The 17990-nt window shown below is 64.3% G+C and carries 20 protein-coding genes and 1 tRNA gene; 12 read left to right on the top strand and 9 right to left on the bottom strand.

Translation table 11 applies throughout. The annotated features are described in order from the left end of the window. Nucleotides 1-23 precede the first annotated feature (23 nt). Entirely contained in the window at nt 24-608 is a 585-nt protein-coding gene (locus CS1GBM3_RS06170) for a pilus assembly protein N-terminal domain-containing protein (RefSeq protein ID WP_083567157.1), read from the bottom strand. Nucleotides 609-700: 92 nt separating this feature from the next. Here CS1GBM3_RS06170 and CS1GBM3_RS06175 point away from each other — a divergent pair, with 92 nt between their 5' ends. Together CS1GBM3_RS06175 and CS1GBM3_RS06180 are read left to right on the top strand one after the other, a co-directional pair. After that, nucleotides 701-922 (top strand): hypothetical protein, encoded by a 222-nt coding sequence (locus CS1GBM3_RS06175; RefSeq protein ID WP_072392767.1) that lies wholly within the window; start codon nt 701-703, stop codon nt 920-922. A gap of 120 nt (nt 923-1042) precedes the next feature. Further along, the gene (locus CS1GBM3_RS06180) at nt 1043-1564 is read left to right on the top strand and encodes an MgtC/SapB family protein (RefSeq protein WP_072392770.1); all 522 of its coding nucleotides are present in this window, start codon (nt 1043-1045) and stop codon (nt 1562-1564) included. On the opposite strand, the gene CS1GBM3_RS06185 is transcribed toward CS1GBM3_RS06180, so the two are convergent. The 5 genes from CS1GBM3_RS06185 to CS1GBM3_RS06205 are packed head-to-tail and all read right to left on the bottom strand — an operon-like array spanning nt 1527 to nt 4852. After that, a complete protein-coding gene (locus CS1GBM3_RS06185) occupies nt 1527-2306 on the bottom strand; it encodes an ATP12 family chaperone protein (protein ID WP_072392773.1) in 780 nt (259 codons plus the stop codon). The two genes, CS1GBM3_RS06180 and CS1GBM3_RS06185, sit on opposite strands and share 38 nt — an antisense overlap. Beyond that, the gene (locus CS1GBM3_RS06190) at nt 2303-2998 is read right to left on the bottom strand and encodes an HAD-IA family hydrolase (protein ID WP_072392776.1); all 696 of its coding nucleotides are present in this window, start codon (nt 2996-2998) and stop codon (nt 2303-2305) included. The genes CS1GBM3_RS06185 and CS1GBM3_RS06190 overlap by 4 nt, the downstream gene beginning before the upstream one ends. Beyond that, nucleotides 2995-4008, bottom strand: coding sequence for an RluA family pseudouridine synthase (locus CS1GBM3_RS06195; protein WP_072392779.1), 1014 nt, complete (start codon nt 4006-4008; stop codon nt 2995-2997). The genes CS1GBM3_RS06190 and CS1GBM3_RS06195 overlap by 4 nt, the downstream gene beginning before the upstream one ends. Nucleotides 4009-4042: 34 nt before the next feature. Continuing rightward, complete coding sequence (locus CS1GBM3_RS06200) at nt 4043-4279, bottom strand: hypothetical protein (protein WP_072392782.1); 237 nt, start codon at nt 4277-4279, stop codon at nt 4043-4045. 27 nt (nt 4280-4306) lie between these two features. Then, entirely contained in the window at nt 4307-4852 is a 546-nt protein-coding gene (locus CS1GBM3_RS06205; protein WP_072392784.1) for a type VI secretion system amidase effector protein Tae4, read from the bottom strand. Nucleotides 4853-5038: 186 nt separating this feature from the next. Between CS1GBM3_RS06205 and CS1GBM3_RS06210 the strand changes: the two genes are divergently transcribed. Continuing rightward, complete coding sequence (locus CS1GBM3_RS06210; RefSeq protein WP_072392787.1) at nt 5039-5548, top strand: hypothetical protein; 510 nt, start codon at nt 5039-5041, stop codon at nt 5546-5548. On the opposite strand, the gene CS1GBM3_RS06215 is transcribed toward CS1GBM3_RS06210, so the two are convergent. From CS1GBM3_RS06215 to CS1GBM3_RS06225, 3 genes are all read right to left on the bottom strand, one after another. After that, entirely contained in the window at nt 5545-6864 is a 1320-nt protein-coding gene (locus tag CS1GBM3_RS06215; RefSeq protein WP_072392790.1) for a replication-associated recombination protein A, read from the bottom strand. The two genes, CS1GBM3_RS06210 and CS1GBM3_RS06215, sit on opposite strands and share 4 nt — an antisense overlap. 32 nt (nt 6865-6896) lie before the next feature. Next, a complete protein-coding gene (locus CS1GBM3_RS06220) occupies nt 6897-8369 on the bottom strand; it encodes a Do family serine endopeptidase (protein WP_072392793.1) in 1473 nt (490 codons plus the stop codon). A gap of 123 nt (nt 8370-8492) precedes the next feature. Next, nucleotides 8493-9449: a septal ring lytic transglycosylase RlpA family protein gene (locus CS1GBM3_RS06225; protein ID WP_244534561.1), complete on the bottom strand. Its 957-nt coding sequence runs from the start codon at nt 9447-9449 to the stop codon at nt 8493-8495. A 227-nt stretch (nt 9450-9676) separates the two neighbouring features. On the opposite strand from CS1GBM3_RS06225, the gene CS1GBM3_RS06230 reads away from it, so the two are divergent. From CS1GBM3_RS06230 to mnhG, 9 genes are all read left to right on the top strand, one after another. Continuing rightward, a tRNA-Ser gene (locus CS1GBM3_RS06230) sits at nt 9677-9766 on the top strand. A gap of 178 nt (nt 9767-9944) precedes the next feature. Beyond that, on the top strand, nt 9945-11057 hold the full coding sequence (locus CS1GBM3_RS06235; RefSeq protein WP_072392799.1) for a glycosyltransferase: 1113 nt from the start codon (nt 9945-9947) through the stop codon (nt 11055-11057). A gap of 509 nt (nt 11058-11566) precedes the next feature. Further along, nucleotides 11567-11854 (top strand): universal stress protein, encoded by a 288-nt coding sequence (locus CS1GBM3_RS06240; RefSeq protein WP_072392802.1) that lies wholly within the window; start codon nt 11567-11569, stop codon nt 11852-11854. 97 nt (nt 11855-11951) lie between these two features. After that, entirely contained in the window at nt 11952-14852 is a 2901-nt protein-coding gene (locus tag CS1GBM3_RS06245) for a monovalent cation/H+ antiporter subunit A (protein ID WP_072392805.1), read from the top strand. Further along, nucleotides 14852-15196, top strand: a complete 345-nt coding sequence (locus tag CS1GBM3_RS06250; protein ID WP_072392809.1) for a Na+/H+ antiporter subunit C — start codon at nt 14852-14854, stop codon at nt 15194-15196. Before CS1GBM3_RS06245 ends, CS1GBM3_RS06250 begins: the two co-directional genes overlap by 1 nt. Then, on the top strand, nt 15193-16827 hold the full coding sequence (locus tag CS1GBM3_RS06255; protein WP_072392812.1) for a monovalent cation/H+ antiporter subunit D: 1635 nt from the start codon (nt 15193-15195) through the stop codon (nt 16825-16827). Before CS1GBM3_RS06250 ends, CS1GBM3_RS06255 begins: the two co-directional genes overlap by 4 nt. Then, nucleotides 16824-17309, top strand: a complete 486-nt coding sequence (locus tag CS1GBM3_RS06260) for a Na+/H+ antiporter subunit E (protein ID WP_072392815.1) — start codon at nt 16824-16826, stop codon at nt 17307-17309. Before CS1GBM3_RS06255 ends, CS1GBM3_RS06260 begins: the two co-directional genes overlap by 4 nt. Then, on the top strand, nt 17306-17590 hold the full coding sequence (locus CS1GBM3_RS06265) for a K+/H+ antiporter subunit F (protein ID WP_072392818.1): 285 nt from the start codon (nt 17306-17308) through the stop codon (nt 17588-17590). Before CS1GBM3_RS06260 ends, CS1GBM3_RS06265 begins: the two co-directional genes overlap by 4 nt. Then, the gene (gene mnhG / locus CS1GBM3_RS06270; protein ID WP_072392821.1) at nt 17587-17979 is read left to right on the top strand and encodes a monovalent cation/H(+) antiporter subunit G; all 393 of its coding nucleotides are present in this window, start codon (nt 17587-17589) and stop codon (nt 17977-17979) included. The genes CS1GBM3_RS06265 and mnhG overlap by 4 nt, the downstream gene beginning before the upstream one ends. Nucleotides 17980-17990 lie beyond the last annotated feature (11 nt).

The following is a 17990-nucleotide window of genomic DNA, read 5'->3' on the forward strand; positions in this document are numbered from 1 at the left end:
CTTGGGACGCGGATCGGCGCCGGTTACTGCTGACCGTCGCCGCTGTCGGTCGCGCCTTCGGAGAACTTGGTCTTCTTCGTGGCGTGCTGCGAGATCATGTCGAAATAGGAGCTGTCGTCGCCGATGGTCAGCGTGGGCGAGCAGTTCGGCGTGCAGCTGTAGGATTCGCGCTTACCGCCCTTCGACAGATTCACCGTTCGCACCTCGTCGCGCTTCACGATGATGCGCTGGTCCTGGATGATGTTGCGCTGCTCGTCGAGCGCGATGATGTTCGTCACACCGAATGTCTTGCCGGTGACGACGAGCAGGTTGCCACCCTGGATGGCGACGTCGGCGATCGACGGGTTGCCGATGATCACGCTCGAGACTGGGCGCGGCAGGCGCAAAAGCTGCGACTGGTCATAGGCGACGACAAGGTCGGCGGCGCTCGCCCTGCCGGGGCCGACAAGAAGCGCGGCCAGCAGGATCACCGTGCCTGCGACGGCGATCGCAGGACGGCACAAGGTTTCTCGGCACGCCGATACATGTGCGATGCGCACGGTCAGCCACTCCTGTCGATTGGGCTCGCTCCATTTGGGGCCAATTTCGTAAACGAAGTCATAATGCATGCGCCAATTCGGGCGGGGTGATCCGGAACCGCTTTCCTTCCCGAGCGTTTTTCCAGTCGGAATAAGGCACAGCTTCCCGGGAGGTTCTCGCCATGCGCAACTCCACCCTGCTTATCGTCCTCGGCCTCTTTGCCGTGCTCGGAGCCGCGATCGTGATCGCGACGCAGAACCAGCCGACCGGCACGGCCGTCTCGGATAACGAGGGGACCCACATCGAGGCACCGGGTACGCGCGTCGACACGGACCGCGACGGCACGCGTATTCAGGCACCGGGTGTCGACATCACCGTCCCTCGCGACAAAGCCGAAGACTGAAACTGAGGTGTCGGCATTATCCCTTTGGTAGCCCCTTCGGATTTTTGGGATTTCTCTGACTACAGACTCGCCGTATCGTGATCTTCCGTTTGCGCTCCTTCGATTCGGCAAGGTGACACAGTGACAGCTCTCGAGCTTCTGTTTCCCGCAGGCGCGCTTGCTCATCTCGAGTTGATGTTGCGCCTTGTGCTTGCCATCGCGCTCGCGGGATTGCTCGGCTGGGACCGAGAAAAGAAGGACCGCCCGGCGGGATTGCGCACCTACATGCTCATTGCGCTCGCGGCGTCGGTTTTCACGGTGCTGACGTTCGAGATCTTCGAAACGGTCAAGGCACGCGGCGGGGAGAGCAACGCCGATCCGATCCGCATCATCGAGGCCGTGACGGCAGGTGTGGCGTTCCTAGCCGCCGGAACGATCATTCAGGGGCGCGACACGGTGCGCGGCCTGACGACGGGCGCCGGCATGTGGATGGCGGGAGCGCTCGGCGTCGCAGCGGGTACCGGTCAATATCTGCTCGCGGTCGTGGCGGCCGTGCTGGCGTTCGCGATCATGAGGTTCCTCGCGCTCCTGCAGGTCGAGGAAGACAAGCCGTCGAGACTAACGCTTATCGACGAGAGCGAAGAAGATCGAGCAAAGCGCTAGCCGCCTCGAAGTCGACGCGCCTCCGCGCGGCCTCAGCCTCTGCTTCCGCGTCGGTTCCCCATTGCTCGCGCTGCCATGTCTCGTCGATGGTCGCTGCGGCCCACGCGTCCTCGACGGACAGCCGACCGCGCCAACGGCCAAGGGCGAGCAGCGCGGAGCCGCCGATCGTCGTCATTACGTGCAGCGCGGCGAGCGACAGCGCATCGATGCCGGCCAGGGCACTGCGGACGGCCTCCAGCGCCTCCGGCGGCTGCGCGATGGGCATCAGCCCGGCTCGCAGTTTGAAGTCGGCAGCAAGCTCCTCTTTGGCCCAGGCGAGGATCGGGTTCCATGCGTCCGCCTGACGGCGCACGAGCGCGTCCGGGGACTCCGCACGGTAGCAGAGAAGATCGCTTGCTGCGAAGGCGACGATGTCGTCCGCAACGTCGACCTTTCGCTCCTCTACGGCGTCGATGGCGACGTTCGCGAGGCGGGTGAGCGGCATGGAAGCGGGATCGATATGTTCGCCCTGTGCCTGCCACTCGGCCGCGATGGCGACGGCCAGTGCCTCAGATGGGAGAACGAGCTCGCGCTTTGCGGGCGTGCGAATGCCGCGGCCGTCCAGGAGAACCGTGAAGCCCTCGCCGCGCGGCTCGACGCTAGCCGCGTTGTAGAAGCGCTTGGGCAACGGCGGGCGCAGCGTGTCCTTGCCCGGGATTTTCGGTGCGCCGTTGCCGTTCGAGGTTTCGCCGTTGCGCGTCATGCCGTGAGCTTCTGGAAAATAACCTGGTCGAGCGCGCGCTCGAGGGCCGCGCAGTCGGCCGTGACGTGGTGCGCACCCGCCTGGCGCAGCGCTTCCTCCGGATGATAGCCCCAAGCCACGCCGATGGCTGACGCGCCGGCCCCCAGCGCCATCTCGATGTCATAGGTCGTATCGCCGATCATGGCGGTGGCTTCCGGTGCGGCGAGCGTATCGCTCATGGCGGCGAAGACCATCGATGGGTGCGGCTTTGAGGGATGCGTGTCGGCCGTCTGGATGGTGCTGAACAGTCCGGCGAGCCCCTCGCGTTCGAGCAGCGCATTGACGCCGCGGCGCGACTTGCCCGTGGCAATGCCGAGGACCACGTCGTCGCGAGCAGCGAGCCGCTCGAGCGTATCGCGTACGCCGTCGTAGAGTGGCTCGGCGTGATCCGGGCGACGGCGGCGCTCCGCAAATGACGCCTTGTAGGCTGCCGCCAAGCGGTCGACCTGAGCGAGATCGACGTCGTCACTCAGAAGACGGGCGATGGCGAGCTCGAGAGACAGGCCGACGACGCCGACAACCCTGTCGCGTGCAGGCGATACAAGGCCTTCCGACACGAAGGCGTCGGCCATGGCCGCGACGATCACGTGCTGGCTGTCGACCAGCGTGCCGTCGCAATCGAAGATCACGAGCTTTGGCGAGGACACGCTCATCCGTCGTCCTTGTCGAAGCGGCGCGCATCGAATCCCAGGAGGTCCCAGGTGGTGCGCATGTGTGGCGGCAGAGGCGCCGTGACGTCGATCTTCTTTCCCTGCCCCGCCGGATGCGGAATGATCAGGCGCCGCGCGTGAAGGTGCAGCTTCGGCTCGATGTTTTCCGCAGGAAGGTCGAGCCCACCCTCGTATTTGTTGTCGCCCACGATCGGGTGGCCGATCAGCTCCATGTGCGCGCGGAGCTGGTGCTGGCGGCCGGTCACGGGCTTCAACGACACCCACGCCGCCTTGTGCGCGGCGCGATCGATGACGGAATAGTGCGTGGTGGCGTGCATCGCCTCCTTCTGCTCGCCGGGACGTGCCTTGCGTACGCGGTCGCCCTCGGGGCCGGCGGCCTTGACGAGGGCCGCCTCGATCTTGCCCTGCGGCGGCTTCGGCACGCCCTTGACGAGAGCCCAGTAGGTTTTGGCGGCCGAGCGCGTCTGAAAGATGCGGCCGAGCTTGGCCGCCGCATCACGGTGCTTGGCGACGAGCAGCACGCCTGTCGTGTCGCGGTCGAGGCGGTGCACGAGGCGCGGGCGATCACCGAAGCGGTCGATCATGCCGGCCAGCATGCCGTCGATGTGACGGCGCGTACCCGTGCCGCCCTGGACGGCAATGCCGAACGGCTTGTCGAGCACCAGTACATCGTCGTCCTCGTAGAGGATGATGCTCTCGATCAGCTTGCGATCGGCCTCGGACGCGCGAAGTGCCTGCGCCTTCGCGGCAGGGCTCTCCTCGCGAGGCGTGCGCGCCGCCTTCGGCACGCGCACCTGCGCACCCGCCTCCAGCCGCTCCTTCGCCTCAACGCGGCGTGCGTCGACACGCACCTGCCCCGAGCGCAACAGCTTCTGCAGATAGCCGTGCGTCACTTCCGGAAAGTGCAGCCGAAACCAGCGATCGAGGCGCATGCCCGCCTCGCGCTCAGCTACCTCGATTGTCTCGACGCGCTCGCTCACGCGATCATTCATTTTGCTTCACAGATTTTAAGGCTCGCGCCCTCACCTACTTCGAGCGGGGCATGTCGCGCAACGGCGTGCCAATCGCCCAGCCGATAGTCCAGCCGACGATCAGCCCAGCCAGATTGACGGCCATGAACGCGAGCTGGTTGATGTTCTCGGCCTCGTCGGAGCTTTCGAACTTGAACTGCAGCGCAACCCAGTTCGACACCGGTCCGCTCAGGAAATGCATGGCGAGAGCCGCGCCCACAATGGCGAACAGGATGGCAACAAGATAGCGCATTCTTTTCCTCCGGGGCGGACGCCGGGCTTATTTCACTTCCCAGAACCAAATCTCGCCTGCGTCGGCATAGTTCGAGTAGTAGCCGAGCCACGAGAACCACTCCATCAACCATTTCGCCGACGAGCGGTAGCCGTTCCAGACGTCGATATGGTCGCCCGTGGGGCGGCCGCTGTCGGTGGAGCGGCGCCAGTAGTCCTGGATGTAAATGATGCCGGTGCGGCCGAAGATCTTCCGATAAAACTGTGCAGCCTCGGCCGCCGTATATTTTTCCGTGGGTCCGACGCCGGCTATGCCAGCGCGCGCGATGCCGTTAGCGAGCTGGCTGGCGTTGATGAAGTGCATGTCGCTGCGCGGATGGACGGAGCAGTGCGTTATGCCGGAGAGCTGCGACGGCTGGACGCCGGCGCGGCGCAGCGAGACGCCCATGCGGATGGCGCACTGGTTGGAGAACACCGGGAAGCCAAGGAGGATCTGCTTGCCTTCCATGTTGGTCAGGTTATGGGGGGCAATGCAGGGCGACTGGACGCTCTCATTGATCGGATGGCCGCGCCATAGATCATTGAATTCAATCATGAAACGCTTCCCTACTTGGATCCGCCCCGCGACGGCGCGCGCGCCTCTGCGCAGCCAGCCGGACTATAAGACGGCCCGTTCGCGTTGGCCAGACGATCCCCATTTCGGGCACGAAAGCGCGTTGCCCATGGTACCGAAGCGCCGCAGGCGCGGAGGCTCTCCAAATTCTTCGAGGCCTGGGCCCGTATGAAAGCGAAAATCGTCACGGTCAACGACCGTATGCAGCGCAACTATCGTTACCAGCTGACCCAGCCGCCCGGGCGCGGGTTCGACCCCGTGTTTTTCCCCGAGCTGACGCCCGCCGAAATGTTGCGGCTCGGCGTGTTCGGCGGCAAGTACATGACCGACTGCCGCGATGAATTTCCGGCGAGCTGGTTCACGCGCGCGAAGCTGTCACCGGACGGAAAGGATCCTGCGCTCAACTTCTTCGGCGTCGACGCGAGCCAGCCGCTCTCGGTATGGCGCCGCAAGGGCTGGATCCATCCCGACGATCCGCGCGGCTGGTTTCAGTGGTACTGCCGCTACTATATGGGCCGGCGGATGCACGACGAAGATGCGCGCCAGATCGGGCGTTGGAAAGCGATCCGCCGGCATGTGCGCCAGATCGAGCGCAATTGCGAGCGGGGCGACATCTCCTGCCGCCGCCGGCAGCGCCAAGCGCTGCTGCACTGGGCTTACGACAGCCGCAGGATCTAGTCGTCGCCGCTGCGCTTCTTGCGCAGGCTGTCCCAGTAGGCGAGCCGTTTGGCGAGTTCCCGCTCGAAGCCGCGCTCTGGCGGGTCGTAGAACTTCGGGCGGCGCTTGAATTCATCGGGGAAGTAGTTCTGGCCGGAGAAGGCGTCCGGCTGGTCGTGGTCATAGAGGTAGCCGTCGCCGTAACCCTCATCCTCCATCAGCTTGGTCGGCGCGTTGAGGATGATTTTCGGCGGCGAGAGGCTCCCGTGCTCCTTCGCAGCCCGCATGGCCGCCTTGTAGGCCACGTAGTTGGCGTTCGATTTCGGCGCGGTGGCGACGTAGATCACGGCTTCGGCGAGCGCCAACTCACCTTCGGGGCTACCGAGAAAGTCGAAGGCGTCTTTGGCGGCGTTGGCCACGACGAGCGCCTGCGGATCGGCAAGGCCGATATCCTCCACGGCCATGCGCACGATGCGCCGCGCGAGGAAGAGGCGATCCTCGCCGCCGTCGAGCATGCGGCAGAAATAGTAGAGTGCCGCGTCGGGGTCCGAGCCGCGCACGGCCTTATGCAGCGCGGAGATCAGATTGTAATGGCCTTCGCGGCTCTTGTCGTAGAGCGGTGCGCGCCGCTGCACGAGCTTCACGAGTGCGACGCGGTCGAGGGATTTGGCCCCGAGCTTGACGGTCGCGAAGACTTCCTCGGCGAGGTTCAGAATTGCGCGCCCATCGCCGTCAGCCATGGACTTCAGCGCTTCGCGCGCATCGTCGTCGAGCGGCAGTGGCCGCTTCTCCTCCGCCTCGGCGCGCTTGGCCAAGTCCTCGAGCGCGTCATCGTCGAGACGGTTCAGCGTCAGCACGGACGCGCGCGACAACACGGCAGCGTTGATCTCGAACGATGGGTTCTCCGTCGTCGCGCCGACGAGTGTGATGGTGCCGTCCTCCATGTAGGGGAGGAAGCTATCCTGCTGCGAGCGGTTGAAGCGATGGATCTCGTCGATGAACAGCAGCGTGCCGCGTCCCTGCTCACGGCGCGCTTTCGCGCGGTCGAAGGCTTTCCTCAACTCGGCCACACCCGAGAAGATCGCCGAGAGCTGCTCGAACTCGAGTTTCGTCTCGTGCGCGAGCAGGCGCGCAATGGTGGTCTTGCCGCAGCCAGGTGGTCCCCACAGGATGAGGCTCGGCATGCGGCCGGCAGCAAGGAAACGCGTCAGCGTGCCGTCGGAGCCGACGAGATGCGGCTGGCCTGCAACTTCCGAAAGCGTCTTCGGGCGCAGCCGGTCCGCAAGCGGACGCGGGGCCCCTTTCTCCAGTCCAGCGGCTTCAAACAGATTGCTCATCAGGAAACGTTAGACCGGCGCGGCGGTCTCTCCTAGCCCGGGACCTGGAGGTTGAAGACCTTGTCACCACGGCGCACAGCGACGAGCCACATGCGCTGACGGTTGGTCAGCAAGCCCTCGAGATCGGTGACGCTGGCGACGGATGTGCCTCCGACCTCGGCAATCACGTCACCAGGCAGGAAGCCGAGTCGCGCCGCCGTCGATCCTCGGCGCACCGAGACGACTACGACGCCCTCGCCCTCATCGATGCCAAGCTCGTCGGCGATGCCGGGTAGGATGTTCGAGACGCGCGCTCCGTCGAGAGGATGCTGTCCAGCGAGATTGCGAACGTCGTCGCGGCTAGGTTGTGGTGCAGCTTCGAGCGAGAGCTCGATCTCGTGTGGCGCACCCTTGCGGATAATCCCGAGTTTCGCGGTTCTGCCGACACCGCGCGTGGTCAGGCGGTAGTGTACGGCGCGTGCGTCCGTAACCTCGAAGCCATCGACATGGACTATGACGTCGCCTGCGCGAAGTCCCGCGCTCGCGGCGGGGCCTGTATCGGAGACACGCGCCACGACGGCACCCGCGACGCGGTCAAGGCCGAGCCCCCCCGCCATGTCGCGCGTCACCGTCTCAAGGCGTGCCCCAAGCCAAGGCCGCTCCACCTTTCGTCCTTCGGCAGCGCCCTGCACGTAGAGCCGCACAAGGTTCGAGGGGATTGCAAAACCGATACCTTGCGAGCCGCCCGATTGCGAAAAGATCATCGTGTTGATGCCGACCAGCTTGCCCGACATGTCGACCAGGGCGCCGCCCGAGTTGCCGGGATTGATCGCGGCGTCCGTCTGAATGAAAACCTGGGTGTCCGAGTTGCCGATCTCGCTGCGGGCTAGCGCCGACACGATGCCGCTCGTCACCGTCTGACCAACGCCGAACGGGTTGCCGATGGCGAGCACCATGTCTCCGACCTCGAGGGTGTCGGAATCCTCGAACTCCAGCGTCGGGAAACGCTGATTGTCGCTTTCGATTTTCAGGATGGCGATGTCGGTCTTGTCGTCCTGCGTCACCACCTTGGCGTCGAACTCGCGCTTGTCGGAGAGCGCAATGCGGATCTCCGCCTCGCCGCGGCCGCGGATGACGTGCGTGTTGGTGACGACGATGCCGTCGGGGCTCACTATGACGCCGGAGCCGAGCGAACTCTGGATGCGTTCGGACGGCTGGCCGAAGGCATCGCCGAAGAACTGGCGGAAGAATGGATCGTTGGCGAACGGCGACGAGAAGGCCTGGACCCTGCGTTGGACGTAGACGTTGACGACGGCCGGCGCCGCCTTGCGGACGATGGGCGCGTACGAATACTGCGCGATCTCGCGCGAGGGCGGGACTTCGCGGCGCGCCGGCGGCGCCTCTTTCGGAAAGAGGTTGTCGAGGAACTGCGCGCTTGCCTCGTGCCGGCCAATTCCGGACACGGCCAACACGGCGAGCAGTCCGGCGGCAGCAAGCGCGGAGAGTTTCTTAATCTGACGCGACATTCTTCGGTCCTGTCCCAATGCCCCATTCCTCGCCGGGAGGATATAGGACAGGGGCAAGGCCGGCGAAAGGCGTCACGAATGCCCATCCGCAGGGGGTTCGGCAGCCTGTCGGGATTGTAATGTTCAGCGCGCCGCGATAGCGGCCCGATACTGCTCGGGAGACCACAATTCGCCGCTTCCGGGCTGCCGTCCCGTGTCGGCATAGCTCTGCCGGTAAGCCTGCTGCTGGGGTTGACCGTAGGCTTGGCCGTAGCCCTCGATGTGCGACCGGTCGGCAACCGTCATGCGCGGTCGGACGGGCGGCATTTGGCTCTGAGCTCGTGCCGTGTTGCGATGGGCTGCCCACTCGCGTGCCGATTCAGCCCGCTCACGGGCAGCAATGTGCATCCCGCCGCTGCCCTGGCGGGAAGCTAGATACTGGCGCTCGCGGGCGTCGTTGCCGTCGAGCGGCGCCGGGCCGGCATAGCGCACGCGCACGCGCCCGGTGCCGCCGGACATAAGGCCCAACTCGCGCGCCGATGCCCTCGACAGATCGATCATGCGCTCGCCCACATAGGGGCCGCGGTCGTTGATACGCACCAGGATGGTGCGGTTGGTCGACAGGCTCGTCACATAAGCATAGCTCGGCATCGGGAGCGTCGGGTGCGCGGCCGTCAGGGCGTGCATGTCGAAAATCTCGCCGTTGGCAGTTTTGCGGCCGTGAAAGTCGCTGCCGTACCACGAGGCGATGCCGACGCGATCGTAGTCAGGTTGCTCGCGCGGGTTGTACCAGCGCCCGCCGACCTTATACGGGACGCCGACCTTGTAAGTGCCGCCTCCCTTGGGGATGCGTTCCTGGTGGCTGGCGACGCGGCGACTGGCCGAGACGCCCCACTTCGATTCCGGGAACATCGGTGCCTCTGCGCCCGAGAGACTGCCGGATCCGCTGCCCGCACATCCGCCAAGCGATGCGGTCGCGACCGCCGCAGCCAGAGCAGCGCACGCGCGGCGGCGCGTACCGCGCCATGCCAGTTCCTGCGGGAAAATGCTCAGAAAGAGCCGCGGCGCGGCGTCCGCACCCTCCGTGATTTTACGCAACATCAACGCCATCCCGTAGGCTCTTTTGGGGAGCCTTATCCTGCCTAGCCGCTCTCCGGCGCCGCTTGTCACCGCGGTCTTTCCGACGAACTGCGACAGGATGGCAGACAGCGATTGCGATCGCGTTAAGTTGCTTCAGCTGCGTGGTTTTCTGGGCGCTGTTCAGCGAGCTTGAGAGGGCGGCACGGACTGTGTAGGTTCCAGCCTCCGCGGGCGGGGTCCACGCGCGTGGAGAGATGGTCGAGTGGTTTAAGGCACCGGTCTTGAAAACCGGCGTGGGTGCAAGCCCACCGTGGGTTCGAATCCCACTCTCTCCGCCATAAATTATTGTTTTTGTTTGAATTTTTGTTTGTTTTTCTGCTTTTCCTGCCGCACGAAGCGGCTTGTCTTCTGGCGCCGAGGGGGGCGGCGAATTGGTCGGGGTGGGTAACTCCGGGCGGTAAAGGGCCGGCTTTGCTGGCTTGGATCTGCGCGGGGTCGCCTTACGGATGGGATCGGATGCCAACAGTCGTTTACCTCATCAATGTCGATTGGTTCTTCGTCTCCCATTTCCAGCATCTTGCGCGCCGGGCCATGGCGCGTGGCGTGCCGGTCGTTCTGGCGACGCAAGTCAGCCGTTCGAGCGAGCGGCTCGAAGACAGCGGGATCAGCATCGTCGACCTGCCATTGCAGAGGAACGGCGCCCGCCCGCTCGGACTGGCTCAGGCGGTGCGGGACGTCGAAGCGTTGCTCATGCGCACGAACGAGCCCGTGCTTCACGCTTTCGGAATCTTCGGGGTGTTGGTCGGCGCGCTCGCGACGCGGCGCCTGGAAGGCGTGCGCTGCGTCTACACCATCACAGGGCGTGGTTATGCATCGGTCGCACGCGATCCGTGGATGCGCCTCATCCGAGGCATCGCCCCACTCTTCAACCGCTTCGTCGCGGACGACGCAAACACGCGCTGGATGGTGGAGAACAAGGCGGACGTCGCACAGTCCGGGCTTAAGACGGCGCATCGCGACGGCCGCGTCGATATCGTCGGCGGAGCCGGCGTCGCGACGGAGGTCTTCACCGCTGCTCCGTTGCCGCCCCGTCCTCCCCTGCGCGTCGGTTTCGTCGCGCGTCTGATCTGGACGAAGGGGCTCGATATCGCCGTACGTGCCGTCACGCTTGCGCGCGAGCGGGGGTGCGATGTCACGCTGACGATCGCGGGCGAGGTGGACGAGAACAATCCACGCGCCTTCACAAAAAAGGATCTCGAAACGTACGCGGCAATGCCGGGCATCCGTCTCGCCGGAAAGGTCGACAACGTGCCAGAGTTCTGGCGTCATCATCACCTCGCCTTCCTGCCCTCCCGTGGCGGTGAGGGCATGCCGAGATGCCTGCTCGAGGCCGCATCCTGCGGTCGCCCCATTCTGACCACGCGCGTGCCTGGCTGCGAGGATCTCGCGCAGGCAACCGGTGGATGGGCGGGGCCTTCCGAAGACGTGGAAGCAGCGGCGAACGCTCTGATCGAAATTGCAGCGTGTGCGGATCTCGAAGAGCGCGGTTTGCGGGCGCGATCGACGATCGAAGCGGGCTTCAGTGAAGTAAAGCTATGGGACGTAGCAGAGCGGTGCTACTTCGCGTGACACGTTATGTGCTAGGCTGCCGCGCATGATGCGGCCTGCGTGCGCCGACAGACGTGTCGTTGACATTTGAGGCACAGTCCATACGCTGCATCTAAGCGATGATCGCAGCAGATCGATCGCCGCCATCACCGGCTCGGCGCTCGCCAAGGCAGCCGCGTGATTGGGAGGAGGACGACGGCCCCTGTGCTGTCTCCTTCAGCAACCGTTCCCGCGACGGATACAGTCCTCGTGCACCGGGCGCTTTCGCGACCCTGTCGATTACGCTCGATGCACCTCGGGGTCGTTGCGGAGGGAGAAAGTTATCGCAAGCAGCTTCTGCGTGACACCTTCATCGGGACAACGGTCGAGCGTGTGATCCGTCTCGATCGCTCGCCCGTTCGCGTCGTGAACACAGAAGTGACGCATCCTTATGCGCATGTGCTGGTCGCGGTCGACCTCTCGAACGCTTCCACAACAGCACTTCAGGCTGACACGCGCTTGGGATTCTCGGCGCGGTCAGGGTTTCCGTCGTGCATGCGTTCGAAGCTGTGGCGCGACCCAAGATGCTGCTCGCCGATGCGTCGGAGGACGAGATCAAAATTTATGTCGAAGAAGAGCGAGAACTGGCCCTTGGCGCACTCACAACGTTTATGGCGCGCCTTCCTTTTGACCCCGGCCCCTGGTCCCCGCTCGTCGTCGAAGGCGAGCCCGTGCTTGCGATATCCAAGACGGTGGAGCGACTTCGGCCGGATCTAATCGTTGTCGGCACCCAAAGTCGCACGGGACTTGCAAAAAATTTTTCTGGGCAGTGTCACTGAAGAGGTTCTTCGCAGGCTAGAAATCGATATTCTCGCTATTAACACAGGCACAGCGGGCAGCTGATCATCAGGCAACGGAACAGGATAATACGAGTAGATGCTATCGAACGAGACGCTCCTTCTAGCCGCGATCGTCATTCCGTTCCTTGGCAGTCTCGTTGCCTCCCTCCTCCCAACAAACGCCCGCAATGCTGAGGCGTGGCTGGCGGGAGCCATTGCCCTCACCCTGCTGCTTCTGTTCAGCATGTTCTATCCGTCGGTCACGGATGGCAACGTCGTCCGTTCCGAGATCGAATGGGTGCCCGCCGTCGGGCTTTCGTTCGTGCTTCGGCTCGATGGCTTGGCCTGGATGTTCGCGCTGCTGATCACGGGCGTCGGTTTTCTCGTCTTCCTCTATGCGCGCTATTACATGTCGCCCGAGGATCCGGTCCCGCGCTTTTTCTCGTTTCTGCTCGCGTTCATGGGTTCCATGCTCGGCGTGGTGCTGTCGGGCAATCTCATTCAGCTCGTGTTCTTCTGGGAGCTGACGAGCTTTCTCTCATTCCTGCTGATCGGGTACTGGCAGCACGATGCGGGTGCGCGTGCCGGCGCGCGCATGGCGCTCGCGGTCACCGCGTCGGGCGGCCTGTGCCTGTTCGGCGGCGTGATCGTGCTCGGCTACATCGTGGGCAGCTACGACGTGGACCGCGTGCTTGCCTCGGCCGATGCGATCCGCTCGCACTCGCTTTATCTGCCGGCGCTCATCCTGATCGTTATCGGTGCGCTGACCAAGAGCGCGCAGATCCCGTTTCATTTCTGGCTGCCGCGCGCCATGGTGGCGCCGACACCGGTCTCCGCCTATCTACACTCGGCGACGATGGTGAAGCTCGGGGTCTTCCTGCTCGCGCGGCTGTGGCCGGCGATGTCGGGGACAGATGCGTGGCTGTACATCGTCGGATCGACAGGCCTCGTCACGTTCGTGGTGGCGGCGTTCCTGGCCATGTTCCAGAACGACCTCAAGGGCGTGCTCGCCTATTCGACCATCAGCCACCTGGGCCTGATCACGCTATTGCTCGGGCTCGATTCGCCGCTCGCCACCGTGGCCGCCATCTTCCACCTGATGAACCACGCGACCTTCAAGGCGTCGCTGTTCATGGCAGCCGGGATCATCGACCACGAGACCGGAACGCGCGACATCCGACGGCTGAGCGGGCTTTATCAATACATGCCGGTGACGGCGACACTCGCCATGGTGGCCGCGGCGGCGATGGCAGGCGTGCCGCTGCTCAACGGCTTCCTCTCCAAGGAGATGTTCTTCGCCGAGACGATCGAGACCCACGACGGCTCCTTCATCGATGCCGCGCTCCCCTACATCGCCACGCTGGCCGCGATGTTCAGCGTTGCCTACTCGCTGCGCTTCATCCGCGACGTGTTCTTCGGCCCACCGCCGACCGATCTGCCGCGCACACCGAAGGAGCCGCCGCATTGGATGCGCTTTCCGATCGAGCTTCTCGTCGTGGTCTGTCTGGTTGTCGGAATTGTGCCGAACATCACCATCCGGCCGTTTCTCGACGTGGCGGTTGCCTCGGTCCTTGGCGCGGCGGCACCCAAGTTCGATCTCGCCATCTGGCACGGATTCAACTGGCCCTTCTTCATGAGTGTGACTGCGCTTGCCGGCGGCGTGCTGGTCTACGCGCTGTTGCGCACCTACAGCCTCGACAACGCGAGCCTCTTCCGGCGCAAGAAAAGTGAGGCGCCGGCTGGCGATCTGGTTGGCGCGTCTGCGCGTTCGCTCCTGACCGTGGTCGGCACGCGGAGGCTGCAGCCGCAGATGCGCGCGGTGGTGTGCGTCGCATTCGTTGCTGGTCTGCTACCGCTCGCGGGACAGGCGCTGCTGCCTCAATCTCTCAATCTGACACCGATCGACTACGCGTTCGCCCTCGTTTGGATCATCGGCATCGTGTGCGCGCTTGCGACCGCGCAGCAGGCCAAATTCCATCGTCTGGCTGCGCTCATCTTCATGAGCGGAGCGGGGCTCGCAACGTGCATCACGTTCATCTACCTCTCAGCGCCCGATCTCGCGCTGACACAGCTTCTGGTCGAGGTGGTGACGACGGTGCTGATCCTGCTCGGGTTGCGCTGGCTGCCCAAGCGCCAGGACGAGGGGCTGCTCAAGACCGATTCCTCGATGCTGATGCGTCGCTACGTCGATCTCTCGATCGCGCTGGTGGTCGGTGCCGGCCTAGCGCTGATCGCTTTCGCCGTCATGACGCGGGCGCCGCAGGTGGACGGCATCGCGCAGTACTTCCTTGAGAAGTCTTACTTGGAGGGCGGAGGGCGCAACGTCGTCAACGTTATCCTGGTCGACTTCCGCGGTCTCGATACGCTGGGCGAGATTACGGTGCTGTGTATCGTAGCGCTTTCGGTGTTCGCGCTTATGCGCCGCTTCCGGCCTGCTCCGGAAAGCATACCGGTGCCAGAACAGAAGCTCGCTCAGGAGGCCTTCGATCGCGCCCATCCCAATCGGCGGCCCGGTGACACGATCGCCGAGTATCTGCTGGTGCCCTCCGTCATCATGCGCCTGCTGTTCCCGGTCATAGGAACGTTCGGCATCTATCTCTTCCTGCGTGGGCACAACTACCCGGGCGGCGGGTTCGTCGCCGGCTTGGCACTCGCCATCGCGATCATCCTGCAATACATGGCGGCCGGCGCCCTATGGGTGGAGGACCGCATCCGAGTCTTTCCGCTGCGTTGGATGGGTGTCGGGTTCCTATGCGCGCTAGCGGCTGGCGTCGGCACCTGGATCGGGGGTTTCCCGTTCCTGACATCGCGGATGATCGATGTACGTCTGCCGCTGATCGGTGACGTGCACCTCTCGACGGTGATCCTGTTCGATCTTGGCGTGCTCGCCATCGTGCTCGGTGCGACGGTTCTGGTCCTGATCGCGCTGGCTCACCAGTCGATCCGCTCGCATCGCAAGCCCAAGTCTGCCGCAGAAGCAACAGAAGGAGCCGTGTGATGGAAATCGTGCTCGCCCTCAGCATCGGCGCGCTGGCAAGCTCCGGCGTCTGGTTGATCCTGCGCTCGCGCACCTATCAGGTGCTGATCGGGCTGTCGCTCCTGTCGTACGCCGTCAATCTCTTCATCTTCTCCATGGGACGGGTGCGGACCGGGGCTCCACCGATTCTCAAGCCCGGCGTGCCGGAAGAGCTCGCGCACTATACGGATCCAGTGCCGCAGGCGCTGGTACTGACAGCCATCGTCATCACCTTTGCGATGACCGCGATGTTGCTGGTGGTGATCCTGGCTGCCCGTGGCTTGACACGCAATGACCATGTCGACGGACGGGGGGGCAGCCCGTGAGTTTTTCTGTCCAACACCTGATTATAGCGCCGATCCTATTGCCGCTCGCCACTGCGGCCCTGATGGTGCCACTCGACGAGCGCCGCAGACCGCTCAAGACCGCAATTTCTCTTGTCTCGACGCTGGCGTCGCTGTGGATCGCGCTATCGCTGCTCGGCATCGCGGACGCGCAGCCTGTCGACGGCACGGGTGTTAGCGTCTACCTGCTCGGCAACTGGCCGGCGCCGTTCGGCATCGTGCTCGTGCTCGACCGGCTCGCCGCCCTCATGCTGACGCTGACAAGCATCGTCGTGCTTTGCGGTCTCGTCTTCTCCCTGACTCGCTGGCATAGCGCAGGGTCGCATTTTCACTCGCTTCTGCAGTTTCTGCTGGCAGGGCTCAACGGCGTCTTCCTGACGGGCGATCTCTTCAATCTGTTCGTGTTCTTCGAGGTGCTGCTGGCCGCCTCCTACGGCCTCGTGCTGCACGGCTCCGGCGCGCTGCGCGTCAAGGCGGGCCTGCACTACATCGCCATCAATCTCGCGGCCTCGTCCCTGTTCCTGATCGGCGTCAGCCTGATCTACGGCGCGACAGGCACGCTCAACATGGCCGATCTCGCCAACCGCGTGCCGACAGTGCCCGAAAGCGAGCGCGTTCTGCTCGAGGCCGGCGCCGCCATCCTCGGCATCGCCTTTTTGATCAAGGCGGGCATGTGGCCCCTGTGCTTCTGGTTGCCCAGCACCTACTCGGTCGTGGCGCCGCCGGTCGCAGCCATGTTCTCAATCATGACCAAGGTCGGCATCTACGTCATCCTGCGCCTGTGGCCCTTGGTGTTCGGCGCGGAAGCCGGCGCGTCTGCCTACTTCGGCGACAACTGGCTCCTAATCGGCGGCATCGCGACGGTGGCGTTCGGCTCGATCGGCCTCTTAGCGTCGCAGGATCTCGCGCGTCTGGCCTCATTCAGCGTGCTGGTATCCTCGGGCACCCTGCTCGCCGCCATCGCCGTCGGCAGCACGGCGGTGACCGGCGGGGCCCTCTTCTATCTCGTCAGCTCGACGCTCGCGATCAGCGCCTTCTTCCTTCTGATCGAGCTGATCGAGCGCGGGCGAATTGCCGGCGCAGACATACTCGCCGTTACCGCCGAGGCACTCGGTGACGACGAGGAGGAGGGCGAGGTTGAGCCGGTCGGCATCGCTATCCCGGCAACGATGGCCATCCTCGGCGTTGGCTTCGCCACGTGCGCGCTGCTGCTGGCGGGGCTGCCCCCGCTGGCAGGCTTCATCGCGAAGCTCCTCATGCTGCACGCCATGTTTCTTTCGGGCGGGCCTGAGGCCAGCGGCGTGACGGCCGCGACCTGGACGCTCCTCGCCGTGCTCCTGCTCTCGGGCCTGGCGGCCACGATCGCCATGATGCGGGCGGGTATCCGCGTGTTCTGGGTGCCGATCGAAAGCACGGTGCCGACGGTGCGCTTCCTCGAGATGCTGCCGATCGTCGTCCTGCTGTTCCTGTGCGTGACGCTGACGGTGCAGGCCGGCCCCATCTCGCGCTTTATGCAGACGACGGCGGAAAGCCTACATGAGCCGCAGAGCTATGTGCGCGGCGTGCTTGGAACTCCGCGCGTCGAGCCGGTGCAGACGGGAGGTGGTTCATGACGCGCCTGATGCCGTATCCAATCCTCACCGTGTTCTTGCTCGGCATGTGGTTGTTGCTCAATCAATCGGTGTCGCCGGGGCACATCGTGCTCGGCTCCATTGTCGGTATTGCCGGTGGACTTGCAATCTCGACGCTGCAAATCCCGACAGGGCGTGCTCGCCGGCCGCTGGCGATCGTGCGGCTGGCGTTCATAATTCTGGTCGACATCATCCGCTCGAACATCGCGGTGGCGCGCATCGTTCTAACGCCGGGCCGCAAGGCGCAGTCCGGCTTCATGACGATCAAGCTCGACATCCGCAACGAGTATGCGATCGCGATCCTGGCATGCACGCTGACATCCACGCCCGGCACGGTGTGGGTAAATTTCAATAACGCCAACGGCGTTCTCCTCCTCCACCTTCTTGACTTCGTCGACGAGAATGCGTGGATCGACCTCATCAAGAACCGATACGAACGGCTGCTGATGGAGATCTTCGAATGAGCGCTCATACGATCCTTGAGTGGTCCGTCTCCATTGCCGAGGTCGCCCTCGTGCTTGCGATGGCCTGCGCGACTTACCGCTTTTTGCGAGGCCCCCGGGCGCAGGACCGTGTGCTGGCGCTCGATGCGTTCTACGTCACCGGCATGATTCTCATTCTGACCTTCGGTATCGAGACCGGGGACACGGTCTATTTCGAAGCGGCACTTGTTATCGCGCTCTTCGGCTTTGTCGGCACGGCGGCGCTCGCGAAATTCCTCATGCGCGGGGAGACCATCGAATGACGGTGCCTGCTGAACTGCCCGCCTGGGTCGCCATTCTGACATCCGTCCTGGTGCTGACCGGAGCCGGGCTGACGCTGATTGGCACCATCGGCCTTCTGCGTCTCAAGGACTTCTACGCGCGGGTGCATCCGCCAACGCTCGGGTCGACGCTCGGCGTCGGCTGCGTTCTGCTCGCCTCGATGCTCTATTTCACGGCGTTGGAGGCGCGGCCCGTGGTGCACGAGGTGCTGATCGCAATCTTCGTCACCATCACCACTCCGGTCACGCTCATGCTGCTCGCCAGCGCGGCCCTGCATCGGGACTGGGAAGAAGGCAACCAGCACGTGCCGCAGCAGCCACGCATCGGTGTAGCCGACGACACGCCGGACTCGCCAAGCAGCGAAAATTAGAGCCCGCTCCG

It is taken from the genome of Hyphomicrobium sp. CS1GBMeth3, assembly GCF_900117455.1.
Taxonomy (GTDB): domain Bacteria; phylum Pseudomonadota; class Alphaproteobacteria; order Rhizobiales; family Hyphomicrobiaceae; genus Hyphomicrobium_C.